Here is a 17,934-nt window from a genome sequence, read left to right on the forward strand (position 1 = left end):
CAGTCTGATCAACCGTCGTCCTCAGCCGCCGCTTCCTACCATGTGCAGCGCTAAACACCCTCGCCGCTCATGCGGATCGGACAAGCTCGCCCAAAGCTCTTGACTACGAACATGACAATCAGCAATCAACGCTCCTGTCTACGACCACCCGCGCACAGGTCTCATTATAGTCTTCTCGACCGCACCAGGCAGTTTCAAGAAAGCACTGATTTTCGCCTTCGGGCACCCCCGAACCTGAAGTGGCGCGGTTGATCGGGATTCTGTCCGGGACTTGGCGAAAGACGCTCCCGGCATCCTGACCCATGGGCGCTTGTTCCCGGAATTCGCCGCTGGATTCTCCGCCAAGGCCAGCTATTTCCCGTGATCGCGCTTTCCCGCCAGGGGATGGCGGGCATTGACCAGCGCCACCAGGCGGGCGCTATCGACATGGGTGTATATCTGGGTCGTGGCGATGTCTGCATGGCCGAGCAGGAGCTGCAGCACCCTGAGGTCCGCTCCGCCCTCGAGCAGGTGCGTCGCGAAGGCGTGGCGCAGCACATGCGGTGAGACGCGCGTCGGGTCGATGCCCGCTCGCGCCGCCAGTTCCCGCAGCAGCTGGAACAGACGCACCCGCGTCAGATGGCCGCTCGCGCCGCTGGAGGGGAACAGGAATTTCGCACCGCTCCGCCGCGCCGCAAGCCAGCGCGAAAGGGCGGCGCGCGCGCGCGAACTCACCGGCACCATGCGCTGCTGCCCGCCCTTGCCGGTAACATGGAGGAACGGCGCATCTCGCGGAACCGCGGCGACCGTCAGCGAAACCAGTTCGCTGGCGCGCAAGCCCGAACCATACAGCAATTCCAGCAGCGCCAGCAGACGAACGGCCTCGGGCCGTTCGCCGGCGGTCTCCTCCTCGGCCAGGGCAAGGAACCGTTCGACCTCCTCTCGCGCCAGCAGGCGCGGCAGCGGCCGGCGTATGCGCGGCCGGGGCAAAGCGCCGGACGGATCGTCATCACGCACGCCCTCATCGACAAGGAAGCCGTAGAACTGGCGCAGCGCCGAGCACCTGCGGGCGAGGCTCGAGGCGGCCAGCCCCTCCCAGGCCTTGCCCAGCGAGGCAAGCGCGGGCCCGTCGGCCGATGCCGGATCCCCCAGCACTTCCCGCGCCGCGTCAAGATCGCGGCGGTAAGCTGACAAAGTATTCGCGGCCGCTCCGCGTTCGACCGCCAGCATCGCCAGGAAACGTTCGGCGAGGTCGTCTCCCGCCATCCGCCGATCAGGCTCTGGCGACCGCTTCCGCGGCGATCATGCGTGCTTCGGCCTCGAACCCGACCTGGCGCAGGGCCGATACGATGTGGAACAGGTAGCGCGGCGTCATCCGATGCCAATCCGATCCCTGCATGCCGAAACCGGCGAGCAGCACGACGCTGGCACCATCCCCGCGCCGCGCCGCGCCGTCGATCGCCTCGGTCCAGCGGGTATTGCTTGCAAGGCCGAGCGACATGTCGTTCGAGTAGCGTCCAGTCTCGTCCGCGCCGAGCCGCGCAAGCCCGGCAAGGCCGGCGAGCAGGAAGGCGGCCTTGCGCTTGCCGGCGCTCGCATCGTTGTCGATGAACTTGTTGAGCGCGCCGGTATCCACCGGGCTGGTCCGTCCGGACGCAGCGACCGCCAGCAGTCCCCAGGCCTCGCTGCCGGTGGGGACCACCGAGGCCCAGCGCATGGCGTTGACGTCGTAACCGGCGGATAGCATCGAGGCGATCAGCGGCGCGGCGTCGGCGGCGAGATCCTCGTTCACCGGCATGCGCGCGGCGGCCGCCGCCGTCAGCACCTGGCGCGAATAGCGCGCGGACGCGTCGCCCGCGCCGTCCCACAAGGACTGCATCGCCGCAAAGCGCGCGGCGACATCCTCTTGCGTATAGGCATCGCGCAGGCTTTCCGCGCGGTCCTGCCAATCCCCACCCACATCGGGGTCTGAATAGATCTGCGCATAAAGATCCACCATCGCCGCGTTGGAAAGCACGCCGGCGGCGCAGGCCCGGTCGGCTGCCGCGGCACGGCGTTCAAGCCCGACCATCGGCGCCAGCGCGGTCACGTATGCGTATTCGGGGCCGGCCGCGTCCATCAGGCTTGCCGGCGGTTCGAGCCCTACGCCGATCGCCAGGCCATAGCGCCAGGGCGTCATGTCCTGCACCTGGTCCCACTCGATCGTCACCGCGCGGCGCGCCTTGCCGGCGGCACCGGCATACTTCTGCGCCAGCAGCAGGTCGATCCGGGGCATCGTCCCGCGCGACATGTCGCGATCGAGCGTCGAAAGCGCGGCGGTGCTGTTGCCGCGAAAGGCCTCGCAGATGCGCTTGGCGACATCCCACTGCGAATCGTCGCGCAGGCTGCCCTGCGTGGCCATGACCGGGCACAGGCCGGTGAAATCGGCGGTCTTCTCGTACACCTCGAACGCGACATTGCCGATCGCCGGTGTATAGTTCGCGATGTCGATGTCCTGCAGCACGGCCCGGGCCGCATCGATCTCGCCCATGCGCAGCAGCAGGCCGACGCGCAGCGCCAGGAAATCCTCCGGGCTCATTCCCTGCGGCGCTTGCAGCCGGGAAGCGAGAGCACGGCGCAGCAGGATGTGCCCCCAACGCGAGACCAGCGTGCCCTTGTTGGCCGACAGCGCAAGCGCGATCAGCTTGCCGTTCTGGCCCGCCAGCGAATCCGCGCGCAGCCCTCCCTCGCTTTCGTCGAGCAGGCCCGCGCTTTCCATCGAGCGGCGCGCCTGGGGCGGCGTGTCGAACACGACGTCGCCACCGAGAATCGCTTCGAAATCGTCAGGCGACATCTTGGCAAGTTCATCGAGGCTCGGCACCCGCTTCAGCTTGCCTTCCTCCTCTCCATCCGGCGCAGCCGCCTCGCCCGGGGCCGTTTCGCCCAGACCGGGAATGGCCTGCACCACCGGGTTGGAGACCCCACGGGGCGTTCCCCCGCCGGCCGGCGGATTGGCAGGCGCCGCCGGCTTCGGAGCCGCCGGCCTGGGGTTCGCCGGCGCGGGATCATCGAACATCTTGGGAAGTAGCGATTCGGGCGTATCCTGGGCAACCGCCCAGGCCGAAGTCAGCGCCAGTACGGCCCCCGCCAGCAGATAGGCCGCCCTCATCGCGGCAGCTCCGGAACCGCGATCGTGAACGCCACGTCGCGAACCGGCTGGCGCCCGGCGTCGATCCAGGCCGCGACGCACAGGACGACGAGGGCCAGCGCAAGAGTCCAGGCAATCACGCCCCGTCGCCAGCGCCCGCGCATTTCGATCGTCACTCGCCTTCCTTCACCGATGCTTGCGCTGCGACCTAGCGCAACTATAGGCGGTGGGGCAATGGACGTTCAACAAACCCGCTTTTCCGCGCAGGAGATCGCGGCGCTGGCACGGCGCATCGATCGTCCCATAGTGCTTGTGGGCATGATGGGCGTCGGCAAGTCGAGCGTGGGAAAACGGCTGGCCTCGCTGTTGGATTGCCGCTTCGTCGATGCCGACGAGGAAATCGAACGTTCGGCGCAGATGACCATCGCGGAAATCTTCGAGACATACGGCGAGGCCTATTTCCGCGACGGAGAGCGGCGCGTGATCGCCCGGCTGATAAACCAAAGCACCGGTGAACCGGGCGGCTGCATCGTCATCGCCACCGGGGGCGGCGCCTTCTGCAATCCGGAGACGCGCGCGCTGATCCTGGACAAGGCGATCACCGTCTGGCTCGACAGCGAGATCGATACGCTCATCGAGCGCACCGCGCGCAAGGACCACCGCCCCCTGCTGAAGCAAGGAAACCCGCGCGAGATCCTGGCGCGCCTGCGTTCAGAACGCGAACCCTACTATTCGCAGGCCCCGATACATGTACTCAGTAGCAGCGGGCCGCACGTGCAGACCATCAACAAGGTCCTTCAGGGAATTTCGCAATGGCTGTGATTCCGGTAGATATCGCTGGCCGTCCCTACGAGGTACGCGTGGGCGCGGGCCTTCTTGCCGAGCTGGTCCCGCAGTGCCGCGGCCGTTTGCGCAAGCGCGGCGTGCCTATCATCACCGACGCCAATGTCCATGCCGCGTGGGGCGACATGGTCGAAACGAGCCTGCGCGACAATGGTCACGAGCCGCACTGGCGCATCCTGCCGCCCGGCGAACAGAGCAAATCGTGGGAGGAACTGGCCGCCACGGTGAACTGGCTGCTCGCGCTCGAAGTCGAGCGCGGCGATCATGTGATCGCGCTGGGAGGCGGCGTCATCGGTGACCTCACCGGCTTCTGCGCCGCTGTGCTCAAGCGCGGGTGCAAGTTCATCCAGGTGCCGACTTCGCTGCTCGCGCAAGTCGATTCGAGCGTGGGCGGCAAGACCGCGATCAACACGCCCGCGGGCAAGAACCTGGTCGGCGCGTTCCACCAGCCTTCCCTGGTCCTCGCCGATCTTTCAGTGCTCGAGACCCTGCCCGAACGGGAACTGCTCGCCGGTTATGCCGAAGTGGTGAAATACGGTCTCATCGACGATGCCGATTTCTTCGCCTGGTGCGACGGCAACGCCGCGAGGATGCTCGCCGGCGACAGCACGCTGCGCGAATACGCGGTCGCACACTCGGTTACGATGAAGGCGCGCATTGTCGCCGAGGATGAATTCGAAACCACCGGCCGCCGCGCGCTGCTGAACCTGGGGCACACTTTCGGCCATGCGCTGGAAGCCGAGACCGGCTTTTCCGCGCGATTGCTCCACGGCGAGGCAGTGGCGCTGGGAATGGTTCTCGCCGCCCGCTATTCGGCGCATCGCGGCCTGATGCCGCGCGCCAGCGCCGAGCATGTCGCGCAGCATATCGGCGAAGTCGGCCTGCCCGCGAACCTTGCCGGGCTCGGGCTCGACTGCGATGGGGCCGGCCTTGTGCGGCACATGCTGCACGACAAGAAGATGGACGCCGGCACCCTGCCCTTCCTGCTGATGAAGGGCATCGGCCATACCTACCTCGCGAAGGACGTCTCGCTGGAAGATGTCGCCGCATTCCTGGACGAGGAACTGGCCCGCGTCGCCGCCTGAACCCGGCGGCCATTAACCGGCCGAGACGATCAGAGCAGCGGCGGCGAGAGACTGCCGAAGGCGACGAGCCTCACTCCTCCCCCATCCGCAGCGCCGCGATGAACGCTTCCTGCGGGATGCTCACGTTCCCGTACTCGCGCATGCGCTTCTTGCCTTCTTTCTGCTTCTCCAGCAGCTTCTTCTTGCGCGTGATGTCGCCGCCGTAGCACTTGGCCGTCACGTCCTTGCGCATGGCGCTGATCGTCTCGCGGGCGATCACCTTGGCACCGATCGCCGCCTGGATCGGGATCTTGAACATGTGGCGCGGGATCAGCTCTTTCAGCCGCTCGACCAGCGCGCGACCGCGCGGTTCGGCCTGGCTGCGATGGACGATCATGGACAGCGCGTCGACCGGCTCGTTGTTGACGAGGATGTTCATCATCACGAGGTCGCCTTCGCGCAGGCCGATCTGCTCGTAGTCGAAGCTCGCGTAGCCGCGGCTGATCGATTTCAGGCGATCGTAGAAGTCGAACACCACTTCGTTGAGCGGCAATTCGTAAGTCACCTGCGCGCGGCCGCCGACATAAGTCAGGTCTTTCTGGATGCCGCGACGGTCCTGGCACAGCTTGAGGATCGAGCCGAGGTATTCGTCGGGCGTGTAGATCACCGCCTTGATCCACGGTTCTTCCATGTCCGCGATCTTGACCGGGTCGGGCATGTCGGAGGGATTGTGCAGTTCCTTGACGGAGCCGTCCGTCATGCTCAGGCGATAGACCACGCTGGGCGCCGTGGTGATGAGATCGAGGTCGTATTCGCGGCTGAGGCGTTCCTGGATGATCTCCAGGTGCAGCAGGCCCAGGAACCCGCAGCGGAAGCCGAAGCCGAGCGCGGCGCTCGATTCCATCTCGAAGCTGAAGGAGGCGTCGTTGAGACGCAGCTTGCCGATCGATTCGCGCAGCTTCTCGAAGTCGTTGGCGTCGACCGGAAACAGGCCGCAGAACACCACGGGCTGCACTTCCTTGTAGCCCGGCAGCGCCTGGGTGGCGCCGTTCTTGACCGTGGTGATGGTGTCGCCGACCTTGGCCTGCTCCACTTCCTTGATCTGCGCCGTGATGAAGCCGATCTCGCCGGGGCCCAGTTCGGGCAGGTCCACGCGCTTGGGGGTGAAGCAGCCGACGCGGTCGATAAGGTGCTCGGTCCCGCCTTGCATGAACTTGACGGAGAGCCCCTTGCTGATGACGCCGTCCATCACCCGCACGAGGATGACGACGCCGAGGTAAGGGTCGTACCAGGAATCGACGAGCATCGCCTTGAGCGGCTTGTCGCGCTCGCCCCTGGGCGCGGGAATGCGCCGGACGATGGCTTCCAGCGTCTCCTCGATGCCGATGCCGGACTTGGCGCTGGTAAGCACCGCCTCGCTGGCATCGATGCCGATGATTTCCTCGATCTCGGCGCGCACCTTTTCGGGTTCGGCGGCGGGGAGGTCGATCTTGTTGATGACCGGGACGATCTCGTGGTCGTGCTCGATCGACTGGTAGACGTTGGCGAGCGTCTGCGCCTCCACGCCCTGCGCCGCGTCCACCACCAGCAGCGCGCCCTCGCAAGCGGCAAGGCTGCGGCTTACCTCGTAGGCGAAGTCGACATGGCCGGGGGTATCCATGAGGTTGAGTTCGTAGGTGAGCCCGTCCTTGGCGGTATAGTTCAGGCGCACGGTCTGCGCCTTGATGGTGATCCCGCGCTCCTTCTCTATATCCATGTTGTCGAGGACCTGCGCGGACATCTCGCGCTCGGAAAGGCCCCCGGTGGTCTGGATCAGCCGGTCGGCCAGAGTCGATTTGCCATGGTCGATATGGGCAATGATGCTGAAATTGCGGATCTGCGAGAGTTCGGTCATGCACGCGCCGTTAGCAGTGCTTTTCGAAGCTGTCAGCCTGCGCCGTTCATCCCGTGCGCCGCAGCAGTGCCTGATCGCCGCGCTCGCGCTTCGAACTCGGCGGCGCGAACAGGACCGCACCGTTGGAATCGAGCTCGAGCGACTGGGCGAATTCGACTCCCATGCGGTCTTCCTTAGACCAGCGCGAAGTCGCCATCATGACGAAATCTTCGGACAGGTGCACGCCGAACGCAGTGCCGGGCGGCACGTTCCACAACCCCTCGATCATCGCCCCGCTCCGCGAGATGTTGCGGATGGTGCCGTTGTAGAAATGGTTGCCGTGCTCCAGCATGACCTTGCGCAGCATCGTCTGGCGCGCGGCACGGGCGGATCGCGGCCCGCGCGCGACGGCGATGAGCCCTTCCGCCAGACGCCGGAGCGCGTCTGCCCCGCTCAGCGGCTTTTCGTATATGTAGCCTTGGACGTGGCTGCAGCCCAGCATGCGCACCAGATCCAGTTCGTCCAGCGTCTCTACGCCCTCCGCCGTGGTTTCCATGCCCAGCGCTTCGGCTAGACTGACGATGGAGGAGATGATCGCGCCGTTACGGCTTCCTTCGATGGTCGCGCCCCGCACGAAGCCCTGATCGATCTTGATCTTGTCGAACGGCGCCTTCTTCAGGTAGCCGAGCGAGGAATAGCCGGTGCCGAAATCGTCCAGCGCCAGGCGCACGCCGATGCCCTTGAGCGCGGCGAACATCGCCTCGGTAGACTTGTCGTCACCCAGGAACACGCTTTCCGTGATTTCCAGCTCAAGCCGCGCCGGACTGATGCCGGCGGCGGCGATGGCGTTGGTGACGATTGCCGGCAAGGCCGGATTGGCGAACTGCAACGGCGATACGTTCACGGCGACGCGCACGCTCTCGGGCCAATTGGCAAGATCGCGGCAGGCGGTGCGCAGCGCCCATTCCCCGATCTGGGCGACAAGGCCGGTCTCCTCCGCCACCGGGACGAACTTGGCCGGCGACAAATAGCCGTGCCGAGGATGCTTCCAGCGCAGAAGCGCCTCGAAGCCGGTAATCTGCTCGGTCGTCGTGCGTACCTGCGGCTGATAGTACAGTTCGAACGAACCGTTGGCGATCGCATCGCGCAAGTCCTGTTCGAGCTGCTGGCGCTCCTTCGCGTCGGAATGCAGATCCTCGTCGTAGAAATGGTGCCGGCCGCGCCCGCTGCCTTTCGCCGCGTAAAGCGCGAGGTCTGCGTTGCGGATGATGTCGTCGGAATTGGTGCCGTCATCAGGACAGATCGAAATGCCGATCGAGGCGCCGATAACGACGCGCGCACCGTCTATCGAATAGGGATGGGAAAGGTTTTCGATGATCCGCCGCGCCAGATGGGCCAGCCCCTCGCGCTGGTGGCGTCCAGGCAGGATCACCTGGAATTCGTCACCACCGAGCCGTCCGACCCGACCCTTCTCGCCCACCGTGCTGGCCAGCCGCTCCGCCACCTGCTTGAGCAAGGCATCGCCGGCCGGGTGCCCCATGGTGTCGTTGACATGCTTGAAACGGTCGAGATCCAACAGCAGCACGGCGCAGACACGGCTCTCGACATGAGGGGCACCGAGAATCTTCTCGAGCCATTCCGACATCTGGAAACGGTTGGCGAGCTTAGTCAGCGAATCGAAACGCGCAAGCTGCGTGGCATGCTGCTGCGACTTGCGGGTTTCCGTCAGGTCGGTTCCGGACCCTCGAAAGCCCATGAAGTTGTTGAACTGGTCCATGACCGGGCGCCCGGTGATCGACCACCAGCGCTCTTCATCCTTGCCGGTCGCCGCCCGCACCGGAAGATCCTGGAACGAGGAGCGGGTCGAGAGATGAAAAACCAGCGTGCGCTCGCCCTGCTGTTCCCGGGCCGCCAGCATGAACAGGCTGGTGAAGGGCTTGCCCTCGATCTCGTCCGGGTCCTTGCCGAGCAACTGCGCGATACTCGGCGAGACGTAAGTCACCTGGCCCCGACGGTCGGTCTCCCAGAACCAGCCTTGCCCGGTCTGCTCGTATTCGTTGAGCAGTTCCTCCGCGCGGCGACGTTCGCGCTCTCGCTCCGCCCGCAGCCCCGATTCGGCGGCGGCGCGGCGGGCATCGCGGAAAACCAGATACAGCCCGAAAGTCGCGCCCAGCACAAGCAGCAGTGCCGAGTCCATCGTGCCCATGAAGATCGCCACACCGCCCCACATGGCAACCGTAGCCGCCACGATGGAGGTCGTGCGCCCCTCCAGCAGCGCCGTCACCAGCAGCATGACGACCACATAGGCATTGACTGTCATGTCCCAATCGAGCGGTTCCACGCGCGCCGTCCAGCGCGCCGTGCCGAAGCCGAACAGCGCCATCGGCACGGCGATACCCAGCGCCATGAGCGGATAGCGCGCCCAGCCTTCGTGATGGCATCGGCCTTCCAGCCAACTCAACAGCGGCGCGGCAAGGCAGATCGCGATCGCTCCCGCCATGCACGCGGCGGAAAACGAGCTAGGTGCCGAGCCCGATATCAGGCCCAGCAGCGCCGCCACTCCCAGGAGCCCCGGCGCCATCACCATCCATGTGCGGGGAATGAAAAAATGCAGCGGATCGCTCGACGCCTCGGAAATGAAACGTGCGACACTCCGGGCTTGCGCGCCGAGCCCGGCCGCCTCGGTTCCCGGGGCGACGGAGGATGGCTTTGGCCCGTCGGCGTTCGAATCGCGCAGGAGCGGCCGCGCGGAAGCGACGCCAGAGCGCACCTGTAAACGTTGCGGACGTGGAGCCTTTCTGGCCATCGCCGCTTTATGGCCGAAATGCCATTTCAAAACGGTTAAGTAAGCCTGTCCAATGCAAACTCGCTCATGCAAGCCTTGACCATGCCTTTTCGTCACTCCTTCCAGCGCCCATATTCTCCAGGATCGAGCCCCGACTTCATCGCGAAGGGCATAAGGCCGCGATTTCACTTGCCCGATGCCCTGCCGACATGCTTGCTTGCCCCGCAATGGGCGGCAGCCGATCCGCCTGAATGGGAGACAAATACGTGCGGCAGATAGCAATCGTCGGTTCGGGACCCGCCGGCTACTACACCGCGGAAGCGGCGCTCAAACAGTGGGGCGAAGGCGTGAGCGTCGATATGTTCGACACCCTCCCCGTCCCATTCGGCCTGATCCGCACCGGCGTCGCGCCCGATCACCAGTCGATCAAGGGCGTTTCCCGCCGCTACGAGGCGACGGCCCTGACGGAAAACGTGAGATTCGTCGGCAACGTCATGATCGGCAGGGATATTTCCGTCACCGAGCTTCAGGATTTCTATGATGCCGTGATTCTGGCGACAGGCGCCCCCAACGATCGCAAGCTGGGCCTGCCGGGCGAGGACTTGTCCAATGTCTTCGGCAGCGCCGCCTTCGTCGGCTGGTACAACGGCCACCCCAATTTCGCCGACCTCGATCCGCGATTCTCGCACGATACCGCGGTCGTGATCGGCAACGGCAACGTCGCGCTCGACGTGACGCGCATCCTCGCCAAGGCCCATGAGGAATTCACGGGTTCCGACATCGTCACCCACGCCCTCACCGCACTCGACGCCTCGCGGGTACGCCGCATCGTCGTCCTTGGCCGGCGCGGCCCGCACCAGATCGCGATGACGCCCAAGGAACTGGGCGAGCTTGCGCACCTCGCCCGCGCCCGCCCGCTGGTCGATCCCGTCGACCTGCCCGGTGAAAGCGAGGACGCCGTGCTCGATCCCGGCCAGCGCAAATCGGTCGCCCATTTGCGTGCCTTCGCAGCCGCCGAGCCGCGCGCGGATCGCGAGATCGTCATTGAATTCGATTTCTTCGCTTCGCCCAAGGCCATCATCGGCGACCAACGCGTCGAGGCAGTGGAAATCGAGCGTACCCGGCTGGTCGATGGCAAGGCCGTCGGCACCGGCGAAACCTATCGCATCCCCGCCGGCCTCGTCGTCGCCTGCATCGGCTACCAGACCTCGAAAATCCCGGATGTCCCCTTCGACGAGAAGGGCGGCCGCTTCGCCAATGTGGATGGCCGCATAAGGCCGGGCCTCTATTGCGTCGGCTGGGCCCGGCGCGGCCCCACCGGCACGATCGGCACCAACCGGCCGGACGGTTTCGCCGTGATCGAGAAGGTCGCTGAGGACATGGGCGACGGCACCGGCAAGCCCGGACGCCCCGCCTTCGACGCGCTGGCCGGGAAACGGGGCATCCACTACGTCAAGTTCACCGACTGGCAGAAGATCGACGAAGCCGAAATCGCCAACGCCCGCCAAGGCGCCCCGCGCGAAAAGTTCGTCGCGGTGGAACACATGATAGAGGCGGCCGGCAGGGGGTGAGGTTCGAAAAGTGCGCAGGACCAAGCGCGAGGCGGATCATGCCCTGTGCGCTGCCCGCCGCATCATTCCAGCGGCACGCCCGGCACGTTTTTCGCCGTGCGGATCGTCAGCGAGGTCTTGACGCTGTCCACGTTGGGCGCAGGGGTGAGCTTGCTGGTCAGGAATTCCTGGAAGCTCTGCAGGTCCCGGCTGACGATCTTGAGGATGAAGTCGATTTCACCGTTGAGCATGTGGCATTCGCGCACTTCCGGCAGGCCCTTCATGTGCTCCTCGAAGGCGCGCAGCGATTCCTCGGCCTGGCTCTTGAGACTGACGAGAGCGAAGACGGTAATCGTGAAGCCCAGCTTCGAAGCGTCGAGATCCGCGTGGTAGCCCTGGATGATGCCCGCTTCTTCAAGGCTTCGGACGCGGCGCAGGCACGGCGGCGCGGTCAGCCCGACGCGCTGGGCCAGTTCCACGTTGGTGATCCGCCCTTCCGCCTGCAGCTCGGCCAGCAACCGGCGGTCGATTTCATCGAGATTTATCATGCATGCATTCCTCGGCGGGCTTCGTCTGCGGCATTCCGATGCAATATCCACATCGAAAACACCAGCACCCTGTAATATTATTGTTCCATAGCGTAATCGTCCCGCTTTGCAACGCCCACAAAGTGAACGCTTCCGCTTGTCCGCCACTTTGGTAGGAGAGAACCTTCACCGGTCTTTTCCCGTCAATGGAAGGCGGAAAGACCTCTGGTCCGCACGGCTCGGCTGGGCTGCGCGGATCGCGCCTGGAGCCCGAATGCACTTCGACGATCGCCTGGAAACGGTGCTTCGCTTACCGGATTCCGGCGATGGCCTGGCGCGAATCCAGTATCGCCAGTTGATCGATATTCTCGGGCGCCTGCCTGGCGATGTCCACTCCGAAGCCGTGGATGCGGGACTCGCCAGGATCGAGGCGCTTTCCGCGCGGATTCCCGTGGCCGATCGCGCCCGCCTGCTGCGCCAGCCGCTGCAACCCTTGACCAACCCGCGCCTGCTCTGCCTGCTGGCGCAGGCCGAGCCAGACGTCGCCAGTGCCGCGATCGGCGCCGCGCGGCTCGGCGATGCCGAGTGGCTCGCGCTGATTCCCGAACTGCCCGTCCGCGCGCGCGGAATCCTGCGCCATCGCCGCGATCTCTCCGCGCCCGTCGAAACCCTGCTCGAAAGGCTGGGCATCCGTGACCGGGCGCTGCCGCCGATAGCCGAACCTTGCGGCGAGGCAGCCACCGGCTCCGGTCCAGCCATCAGCGCCGACCAGGAATATATTTCCGGCGATGTCCTGGAACTGCTCGACTTCGTCGACGATCCCCCGCCCCCGACCTCGCTCAGCGAATGGGCCCAGGCCAGGGCGGCCAAGGAACATGCCGCCCTGGCCGCCGCTTCAGCCGCTCCGGTATCGGCTTCCTCCGCCGATGCGGGGATCGGCGCCATCGTCCGGCGGATCGAGGAATTTCGCAAGGCGCGCGAAGCGAAAGGCGTGCCCGAGCCGGGTACGGACGCACCCCGGCTGCCGCTCGGCGATACGGCCCCTGTCCGGCTCGCGGTCGCGGTCGACTTCGCGACCGATCCGGAAGGCCGCATCACCTGGGCGGATGGACCCTGCGCGCCCGCGGTGTTCGGCCTCAATCTCACCGTGACCGGAGAGGAAGGCATTGGCGACCACGCTCTAGGCACGGCCATCCGCCACCGCCTGCCGCTGCGCGCGGCGCGCCTGCGTGTCTTCGGTGCTCCGGCAGTCAGCGGCGAATGGCAAGTCGACGCCGTTCCCCAGTTCGATCCGATGGGCGGCCGCTTCATCGGATACTGCGGCCGCATGCGCCGCTCCACCGCCGCCCCGCTCGACCTTCCCGCCTCGACATCCGGCGAGGCGGACCGCATGCGCGAGATCCTCCACGAACTGCGCACGCCGGCGAATGCCATCCAGGTCGCGGCGGAGATCATCCAGCAGCAGCTCTACGGCCCTGCCCCGCACGAATACCGCGCCCTGGCGGCGGCAATCGCCGGCGACTGCGCCCATATCCTGGCCGGTTTCGAGGAACTGGATCGACTGGTGAAGCTGGAAACGGGTGCGCTTACGCTCGACGCCGGCGAGTGCGACCTGGCGCAAGTGCTCGCCCAGACAATCACCCGTCTGCGGGCCTGGACCGATCCGCGTCGCAGCGGTTTCGCGGTAGACCCGGCGACCACTTCACCCGCCCTTCCCGTCCGCGTCGACCGTGCCGAGACCGAACACCTGGTCTGGCGCCTCTTCGCCGCCCTCGCCGGCGCGACCGCCCCCGATGAAGTGCTGTCGCTGTCCTGGACGCACGAAGGCGGCCGCGCCATGGTCCATGTCACCCTGCCTTCGGCGCTCGCCTCGCGCGAGCGGGACGACCTGTTCGGCACTCCGCCGGGCGAGCGCGGGCAGGCGCTCTCGGCCGGCATGTTCGGGATCGGTTTCACCTTGCGCCTCGCCGCCGCCGAAGCGGCCGCGGCCGGAGGAGGCCTGCGACGCGAGCATAATACGCTATGCCTATGGTTGCCCGACTTGACCCCTGCCGGCACAGGCAATAGCACAGTTGAGAATTACTCGCGCTAATCCCGTGTCTTGTGGCCTTGCTTGGTAACAACGTCGGATGCGGCGCGAACGAGAGGGAAAGTTGCTTTGCCAGGGCCCAATCTCCTGGAACCGCCAGGCAAAGGCAATCTTGCCACCTTCCGCGAAGGTTTTGGCCAACGCTTTATCGTCACTGTCGATACCGAAGAGGAATTCAACTGGGACGCTCCGCTCGATCGGTGCACGCACAGTGTCATCACGGTTCCCGCGTTGCGCAAATTCCAGCAGTTCTGCCAAGGGTTCGGCGTCGTTCCCACCTATCTGATCGACTATCCCGTCGCCTGCTCCCGCTACGCGCCCGAAGCGATCGGGGATGCCGTGTCGAAGGGTCTGGCCGAAATCGGCGTGCAGCTTCATCCCTGGGTCAGTCCCCCGTTCGAGGAAGAAGTCACCGAGTTCAACAGTTACGCCGGCAACCTTCCCTTCGCCCTGGAGCGTGAGAAATTCCGCACCCTTCGCGACCGCATCGCGCAGGCCTTCGGCACCTCGCCCCTGATATACCGCGCCGGGCGCTATGGCCTTGGCCCGCACACGGCGGAAATCCTGCGAGAATGCGGAATCGCCATCGACACTTCGGTACGCCCGCACTTCGACTATAGCGGCAACGGCGGCCCGAACTATCGCGATCACCCGCTGCGGCCCTACTGGATCGACCCCGAACGCAGCCTGCTCGAACTGCCGCTCACCACCGTTTACTGGGGGCCGCTCCGACAGGTGGGTAACGTAATCTACCCCCACCTGTGGCGCGCACCTTCCCTGCGCGGCGTGTTGGCGCGCGCCGGCCTGCTGGAGCGCATTGCGCTCACACCCGAGGGGATCACCTTGGAAGAGGCCCTGCGCGGTGTCGATATCGCGATCGACGAAGGATTGCCGGTGCTGGTGTTCTCGTTCCACAGCCCCTCGCTCGCACCCGGCCATACCCCCTATGTGCGCAGTGACGAGGATCTCGACGCATTTTACGACTGGTGGCGCGCACTCTTCCTCCAACTGGAGCGGCGCGGCGTGAAACCGACGAGCGTGGCCGACATCATGGCATCGGTGAAGCTTGCCTGATCGCTCGAGCCGAGCTAACGCGCACCCGCCCCGGTCGGTCCTTGTCCCGCCGGAGCATGGCGACTGGGGGCCTGTAGCTCAGCGGTTAGAGCTGGCCGCTCATAACGGCTAGGTCGCGGGTTCGAATCCTGCCGGGCCCACCATTTCAATCCGGGCAGCCCGCAACGGCTGCCCGGATAAAATCCCGCCCCCCGGCCACCGATTGACCCCGGCCGATGCCGGGCTCAGTGAGCTAGGAACAGCGGCAAATCGCTGTGGGCAAGCATCGAACGGGTAACGCCGCCAAAAAGCGTTTCGACGGCAGGCGAATGACCGAAGGCTCCCATGACGATATAGGTGGCCTCGACTTCGTGCGCCTTTTCGAGCAGAGCGGCGTAGATCATGCCATCGACATCGGGCCGGGCAATCTCGATCCGGGGATGGATATCGTGCCGGGAGAGATATTTCGCGGCCGACGTAGCGGCAAACGCGCCTTCCGTTTCTTCGACGTCCAGCAGGATCACATTGCCCGACAGCTTGAGCAGCGGCACGGCATCGCGCAGCGCGGCGTCGGCCTCGCTCGACCCGTCCCAGGCGACCAGCACGGTGCCGGACAAGTCCAGCCCGCCCGCGTCCTTCGGAACGGCCAGGATCGGGCGACGCGCCCTTCCCGCGACCTGGCCGACAAGCCGCCGCAGTTCCGAAGGCTGGCCGTGACCGAACGGGCTCGACAGGACGATGAGATCGGCCAGGCCCGCCGCCGCTTCGACCGATTCGCCGGGAAAGCCCACGGCCTCCTTCAGGTCCCATGAGACATTCTCATGTGCGAGCCGTGCCTCGAGGCGAGAGCAATTGGCGGTTTCACGCAGCTGTTCGTCGGCCATCAGTTCCGCCGCGACGGCACCGCTGTAGGAATCGTAGGTGAGAGCCGCGGGCGGCACCACGACATCCAGGCAGGTAAGATGCCCCTCGACGGCCCGGGTAACGTCGAGCGCCACCTGCAAGCGGGCTTCCTGACCTTCATCGTCATGGGCAAGCAGCAGAATATTTTTCATGATAGGCTCCTCGTGCTGATCCAGGCCAGCTTATGAGCGCCTCATGCTGCCGCCATCGGGAATGTTACTGATGCCACGGTCACATCCGCTCCGCCACGGATTCGAAGTCAGCGCGAAATCCAGCAGAATGTCCGGCAGAATTCAGTCGATCGCTTGAACTGCAAAAACGCATATCCGATTGCCGAATTTGGGGAATAGCCTGGCAACAACGCCGAGACGATATGGCAGGCATCCGGCTACGAGGTGATCTATGCTTCCTTCCTTGTTCGTCTCACACGGGGCGCCGACCTGAGGCGATGCGATCTTCGTTGATGCCGCCGGATGGAAGCCGGGAATCGAATCTGACGCCCACGGCATGACGGGCTCCCGAACCCGCCATGCCGCTATCGTCCTCCGGGCAAAGCCGGCGGGATGCGAACCCGCTCGCCGATCGGATATCTACGCATCCTTGCGGCTCAGGTCGCGATGACGGCGGTCTTCTCGACCGTGAACTCCATGATGTCGTCGTGGCCGTAGCCGCTGTCCTTGATGCCGCCGAAGGGCAGTTCGTAGCGGGTCTGGAGGTAGGTGTTCACCCAAACATTGCCCGATCGAATGTCGCGGATGAAGCGGTTCACCCGCGCCAGGTCCCGCGTCCACAGGCCCGAGGCGAGACCAAAGCGGCTGTCGTTGGCGATCGCGATCGCTTCTTCCTCGGTATCGAAAGGGATAACCGCCGCAACGGGTCCGAAAATCTCTTCCTGACAGATGCGCAAGGCGTTATTCGTTGTCATGAACAGCGTCGGCTCGACCCAGAACCCGCCGGGGCGCGAAGGCACCAGCTCGGGCCCATAGCGACCGCCAAAGACAAGCTGCGCCTCCTGCTTGCCGATTTCGATGTAGCCGGTGACTTTGTCGAACTGCGGCTGCGAGATCAGCGGCCCCATCGTAGTTTCGGGATCGAACGGATCGCCAATCCTGATCTGCTTGGCGATCGCCTCCATCCGCCCAAGCATCTCATCCAGGATCGGACGCTGGATCAGGATGCGCGAGCCGCCGACGCAGGCCTGGCCGGCATTGGTGGTGTAGATCGCCTGCGTGGTGACGCCCGGCGCGGCCCGATCAAGATCGGCGTCGGCAAAGACGATGTTCGGGGATTTGCCGCCCAGCTCGAAGATGCACGAAGTGAGATTGTCGGCGGCGGCGCGCTGGATCATCCGCGCGGTATCGGGCGATCCCGTCATGGTGATCTTGCGCACGTCCGGATGGCGCACCAGCGGATCGCCGACATCCGCGCCGAGACCGGACACCATGTTGACCACGCCGGGAGGCAGGATCTCGGCCAGCAACTCTCCGAAGCGCAGGATCGCGGGCGAGGCCTGTTCCGGCGGCTTGAGGACGACGGTGTTACCCGCCGCGATCGCCAGCGAAGCCTTGGACGATGCCATGCCTTGCGGCGAATTGTAGGGCACGATCGCCGCGACCACGCCGTAAGGCTCGCGCCGGGTGATACCCATCGTGTTGGCATCGAGCGGCACGCTGCGCCCGGTGACGGCATCAAGCGTCAGCCCCGCCGCCCGGTCCCAGAGAAACGACAGGCCACCGGCAGGGGTGGGCACATTGCTCTTGCGCGCCTGGCAGCCGATGCCCATCAACTCGAGCCGGGTCAGCTCGTCGCTGTGCTTGCGGAATATGTCGCCCACCTGGCGCAGATAATGCGCGCGCCCGGCAGCCGGCAGCGCCGACCACGCGGGAAACGCCTTCCGCGCCGCATCGACCGCCGCTTCGACATCGGTCCGGTCGCTGGCTGGAACCCGCGCCCACACTTCGCCGGTGGCGGGATTGATGGAATCCAGGTATTTCCCGGAGGCTGGCGCCTGGAGTTTCCCATCGATCACATTGCGATACATTGGCAAATCGGTCAAAATCGCTCTCCGTTGGCTGTTCAAGCATGTTTCGGGTCGGACCCCGAAATCGTTCTGTTCCCAAACCTTCTGGCGCTTGCGCTTC

At 65.4% G+C, this 17,934-nt stretch carries 13 protein-coding genes and 1 tRNA gene; 6 read left to right on the forward strand and 8 right to left on the reverse strand.

Translation table 11 applies throughout. The features are described 5' to 3' along the window. Window positions 1–351 precede the first annotated feature (351 nt). Genes BM052_RS02900 through BM052_RS19805 form a run of 3 tightly spaced genes read right to left on the reverse strand, consistent with a single transcriptional unit; the run spans window position 352 to window position 3,282 of the window. Complete coding sequence (locus tag BM052_RS02900) at window positions 352–1,245, reverse strand: tyrosine recombinase (RefSeq protein ID WP_091143070.1); 894 nt, start codon at window positions 1,243–1,245, stop codon at window positions 352–354. Window positions 1,246–1,252: 7 nt separating this feature from the next. After that, window positions 1,253–3,127 carry a hypothetical protein gene (locus BM052_RS02905; RefSeq protein ID WP_091143072.1) on the reverse strand — a complete coding sequence of 625 codons (1,875 nt, stop codon included), beginning with the start codon at window positions 3,125–3,127 and terminating at the stop codon, window positions 1,253–1,255. Continuing rightward, a complete protein-coding gene (locus BM052_RS19805; RefSeq protein ID WP_177198303.1) occupies window positions 3,124–3,282 on the reverse strand; it encodes a hypothetical protein in 159 nt (52 codons plus the stop codon). The genes BM052_RS02905 and BM052_RS19805 overlap by 4 nt, the downstream gene beginning before the upstream one ends. Before the next feature lie 58 nt (window positions 3,283–3,340). On the opposite strand from BM052_RS19805, the gene BM052_RS02910 reads away from it, so the two are divergent. Next, entirely contained in the window at window positions 3,341–3,928 is a 588-nt protein-coding gene (locus BM052_RS02910) for a shikimate kinase (protein ID WP_091143075.1), read from the forward strand. Beyond that, window positions 3,919–5,034: a 3-dehydroquinate synthase gene (gene aroB, locus BM052_RS02915; RefSeq protein ID WP_091143076.1), complete on the forward strand. Its 1,116-nt coding sequence runs from the start codon at window positions 3,919–3,921 to the stop codon at window positions 5,032–5,034. Before BM052_RS02910 ends, aroB begins: the two co-directional genes overlap by 10 nt. Before the next feature lie 70 nt (window positions 5,035–5,104). On the opposite strand, the gene lepA is transcribed toward aroB, so the two are convergent. Beyond that, a complete protein-coding gene (lepA, locus tag BM052_RS02920) occupies window positions 5,105–6,907 on the reverse strand; it encodes a translation elongation factor 4 (RefSeq protein ID WP_091143079.1) in 1,803 nt (600 codons plus the stop codon). Between the two features lie 46 nt (window positions 6,908–6,953). After that, window positions 6,954–9,692, reverse strand: a complete 2,739-nt coding sequence (locus tag BM052_RS02925; protein ID WP_091143861.1) for an EAL domain-containing protein — start codon at window positions 9,690–9,692, stop codon at window positions 6,954–6,956. Between the two features lie 245 nt (window positions 9,693–9,937). Here BM052_RS02925 and BM052_RS02930 point away from each other — a divergent pair, with 245 nt between their 5' ends. Beyond that, the gene (locus tag BM052_RS02930) at window positions 9,938–11,242 is read left to right on the forward strand and encodes an FAD-dependent oxidoreductase (RefSeq protein WP_091143863.1); all 1,305 of its coding nucleotides are present in this window, start codon (window positions 9,938–9,940) and stop codon (window positions 11,240–11,242) included. Window positions 11,243–11,304: 62 nt separating this feature from the next. Here BM052_RS02930 and BM052_RS02935 read toward each other — a convergent pair whose 3' ends face one another. Then, window positions 11,305–11,769, reverse strand: a complete 465-nt coding sequence (locus tag BM052_RS02935; RefSeq protein ID WP_091143080.1) for an Lrp/AsnC family transcriptional regulator — start codon at window positions 11,767–11,769, stop codon at window positions 11,305–11,307. A 253-nt stretch (window positions 11,770–12,022) separates the two neighbouring features. Here BM052_RS02935 and BM052_RS02940 point away from each other — a divergent pair, with 253 nt between their 5' ends. The 3 genes from BM052_RS02940 to BM052_RS02950 all read left to right on the forward strand — a co-directional run bounded on the left by BM052_RS02940 (window position 12,023) and on the right by BM052_RS02950 (window position 15,054). Then, window positions 12,023–13,840: an ATP-binding protein gene (locus tag BM052_RS02940; RefSeq protein WP_091143083.1), complete on the forward strand. Its 1,818-nt coding sequence runs from the start codon at window positions 12,023–12,025 to the stop codon at window positions 13,838–13,840. A 66-nt stretch (window positions 13,841–13,906) separates the two neighbouring features. Continuing rightward, window positions 13,907–14,911: a polysaccharide deacetylase family protein gene (locus BM052_RS02945; RefSeq protein WP_091143085.1), complete on the forward strand. Its 1,005-nt coding sequence runs from the start codon at window positions 13,907–13,909 to the stop codon at window positions 14,909–14,911. A gap of 67 nt (window positions 14,912–14,978) precedes the next feature. Beyond that, window positions 14,979–15,054 (forward strand) — tRNA-Ile (locus BM052_RS02950). 81 nt (window positions 15,055–15,135) lie between these two features. On the opposite strand, the gene BM052_RS02955 is transcribed toward BM052_RS02950, so the two are convergent. Both BM052_RS02955 and BM052_RS02960 read right to left on the reverse strand, forming a co-directional pair. Further along, window positions 15,136–15,945, reverse strand: coding sequence for a universal stress protein (locus BM052_RS02955; protein WP_091143088.1), 810 nt, complete (start codon window positions 15,943–15,945; stop codon window positions 15,136–15,138). Window positions 15,946–16,400: 455 nt separating this feature from the next. Next, entirely contained in the window at window positions 16,401–17,849 is a 1,449-nt protein-coding gene (locus BM052_RS02960; protein WP_218151506.1) for an aldehyde dehydrogenase family protein, read from the reverse strand. Window positions 17,850–17,934 lie beyond the last annotated feature (85 nt).

Origin of the sequence: Novosphingobium sp. CF614 (genome assembly GCF_900113255.1) — a bacterium.
In the GTDB taxonomy this organism is placed as follows: Bacteria; Pseudomonadota; Alphaproteobacteria; order Sphingomonadales; family Sphingomonadaceae; genus Novosphingobium.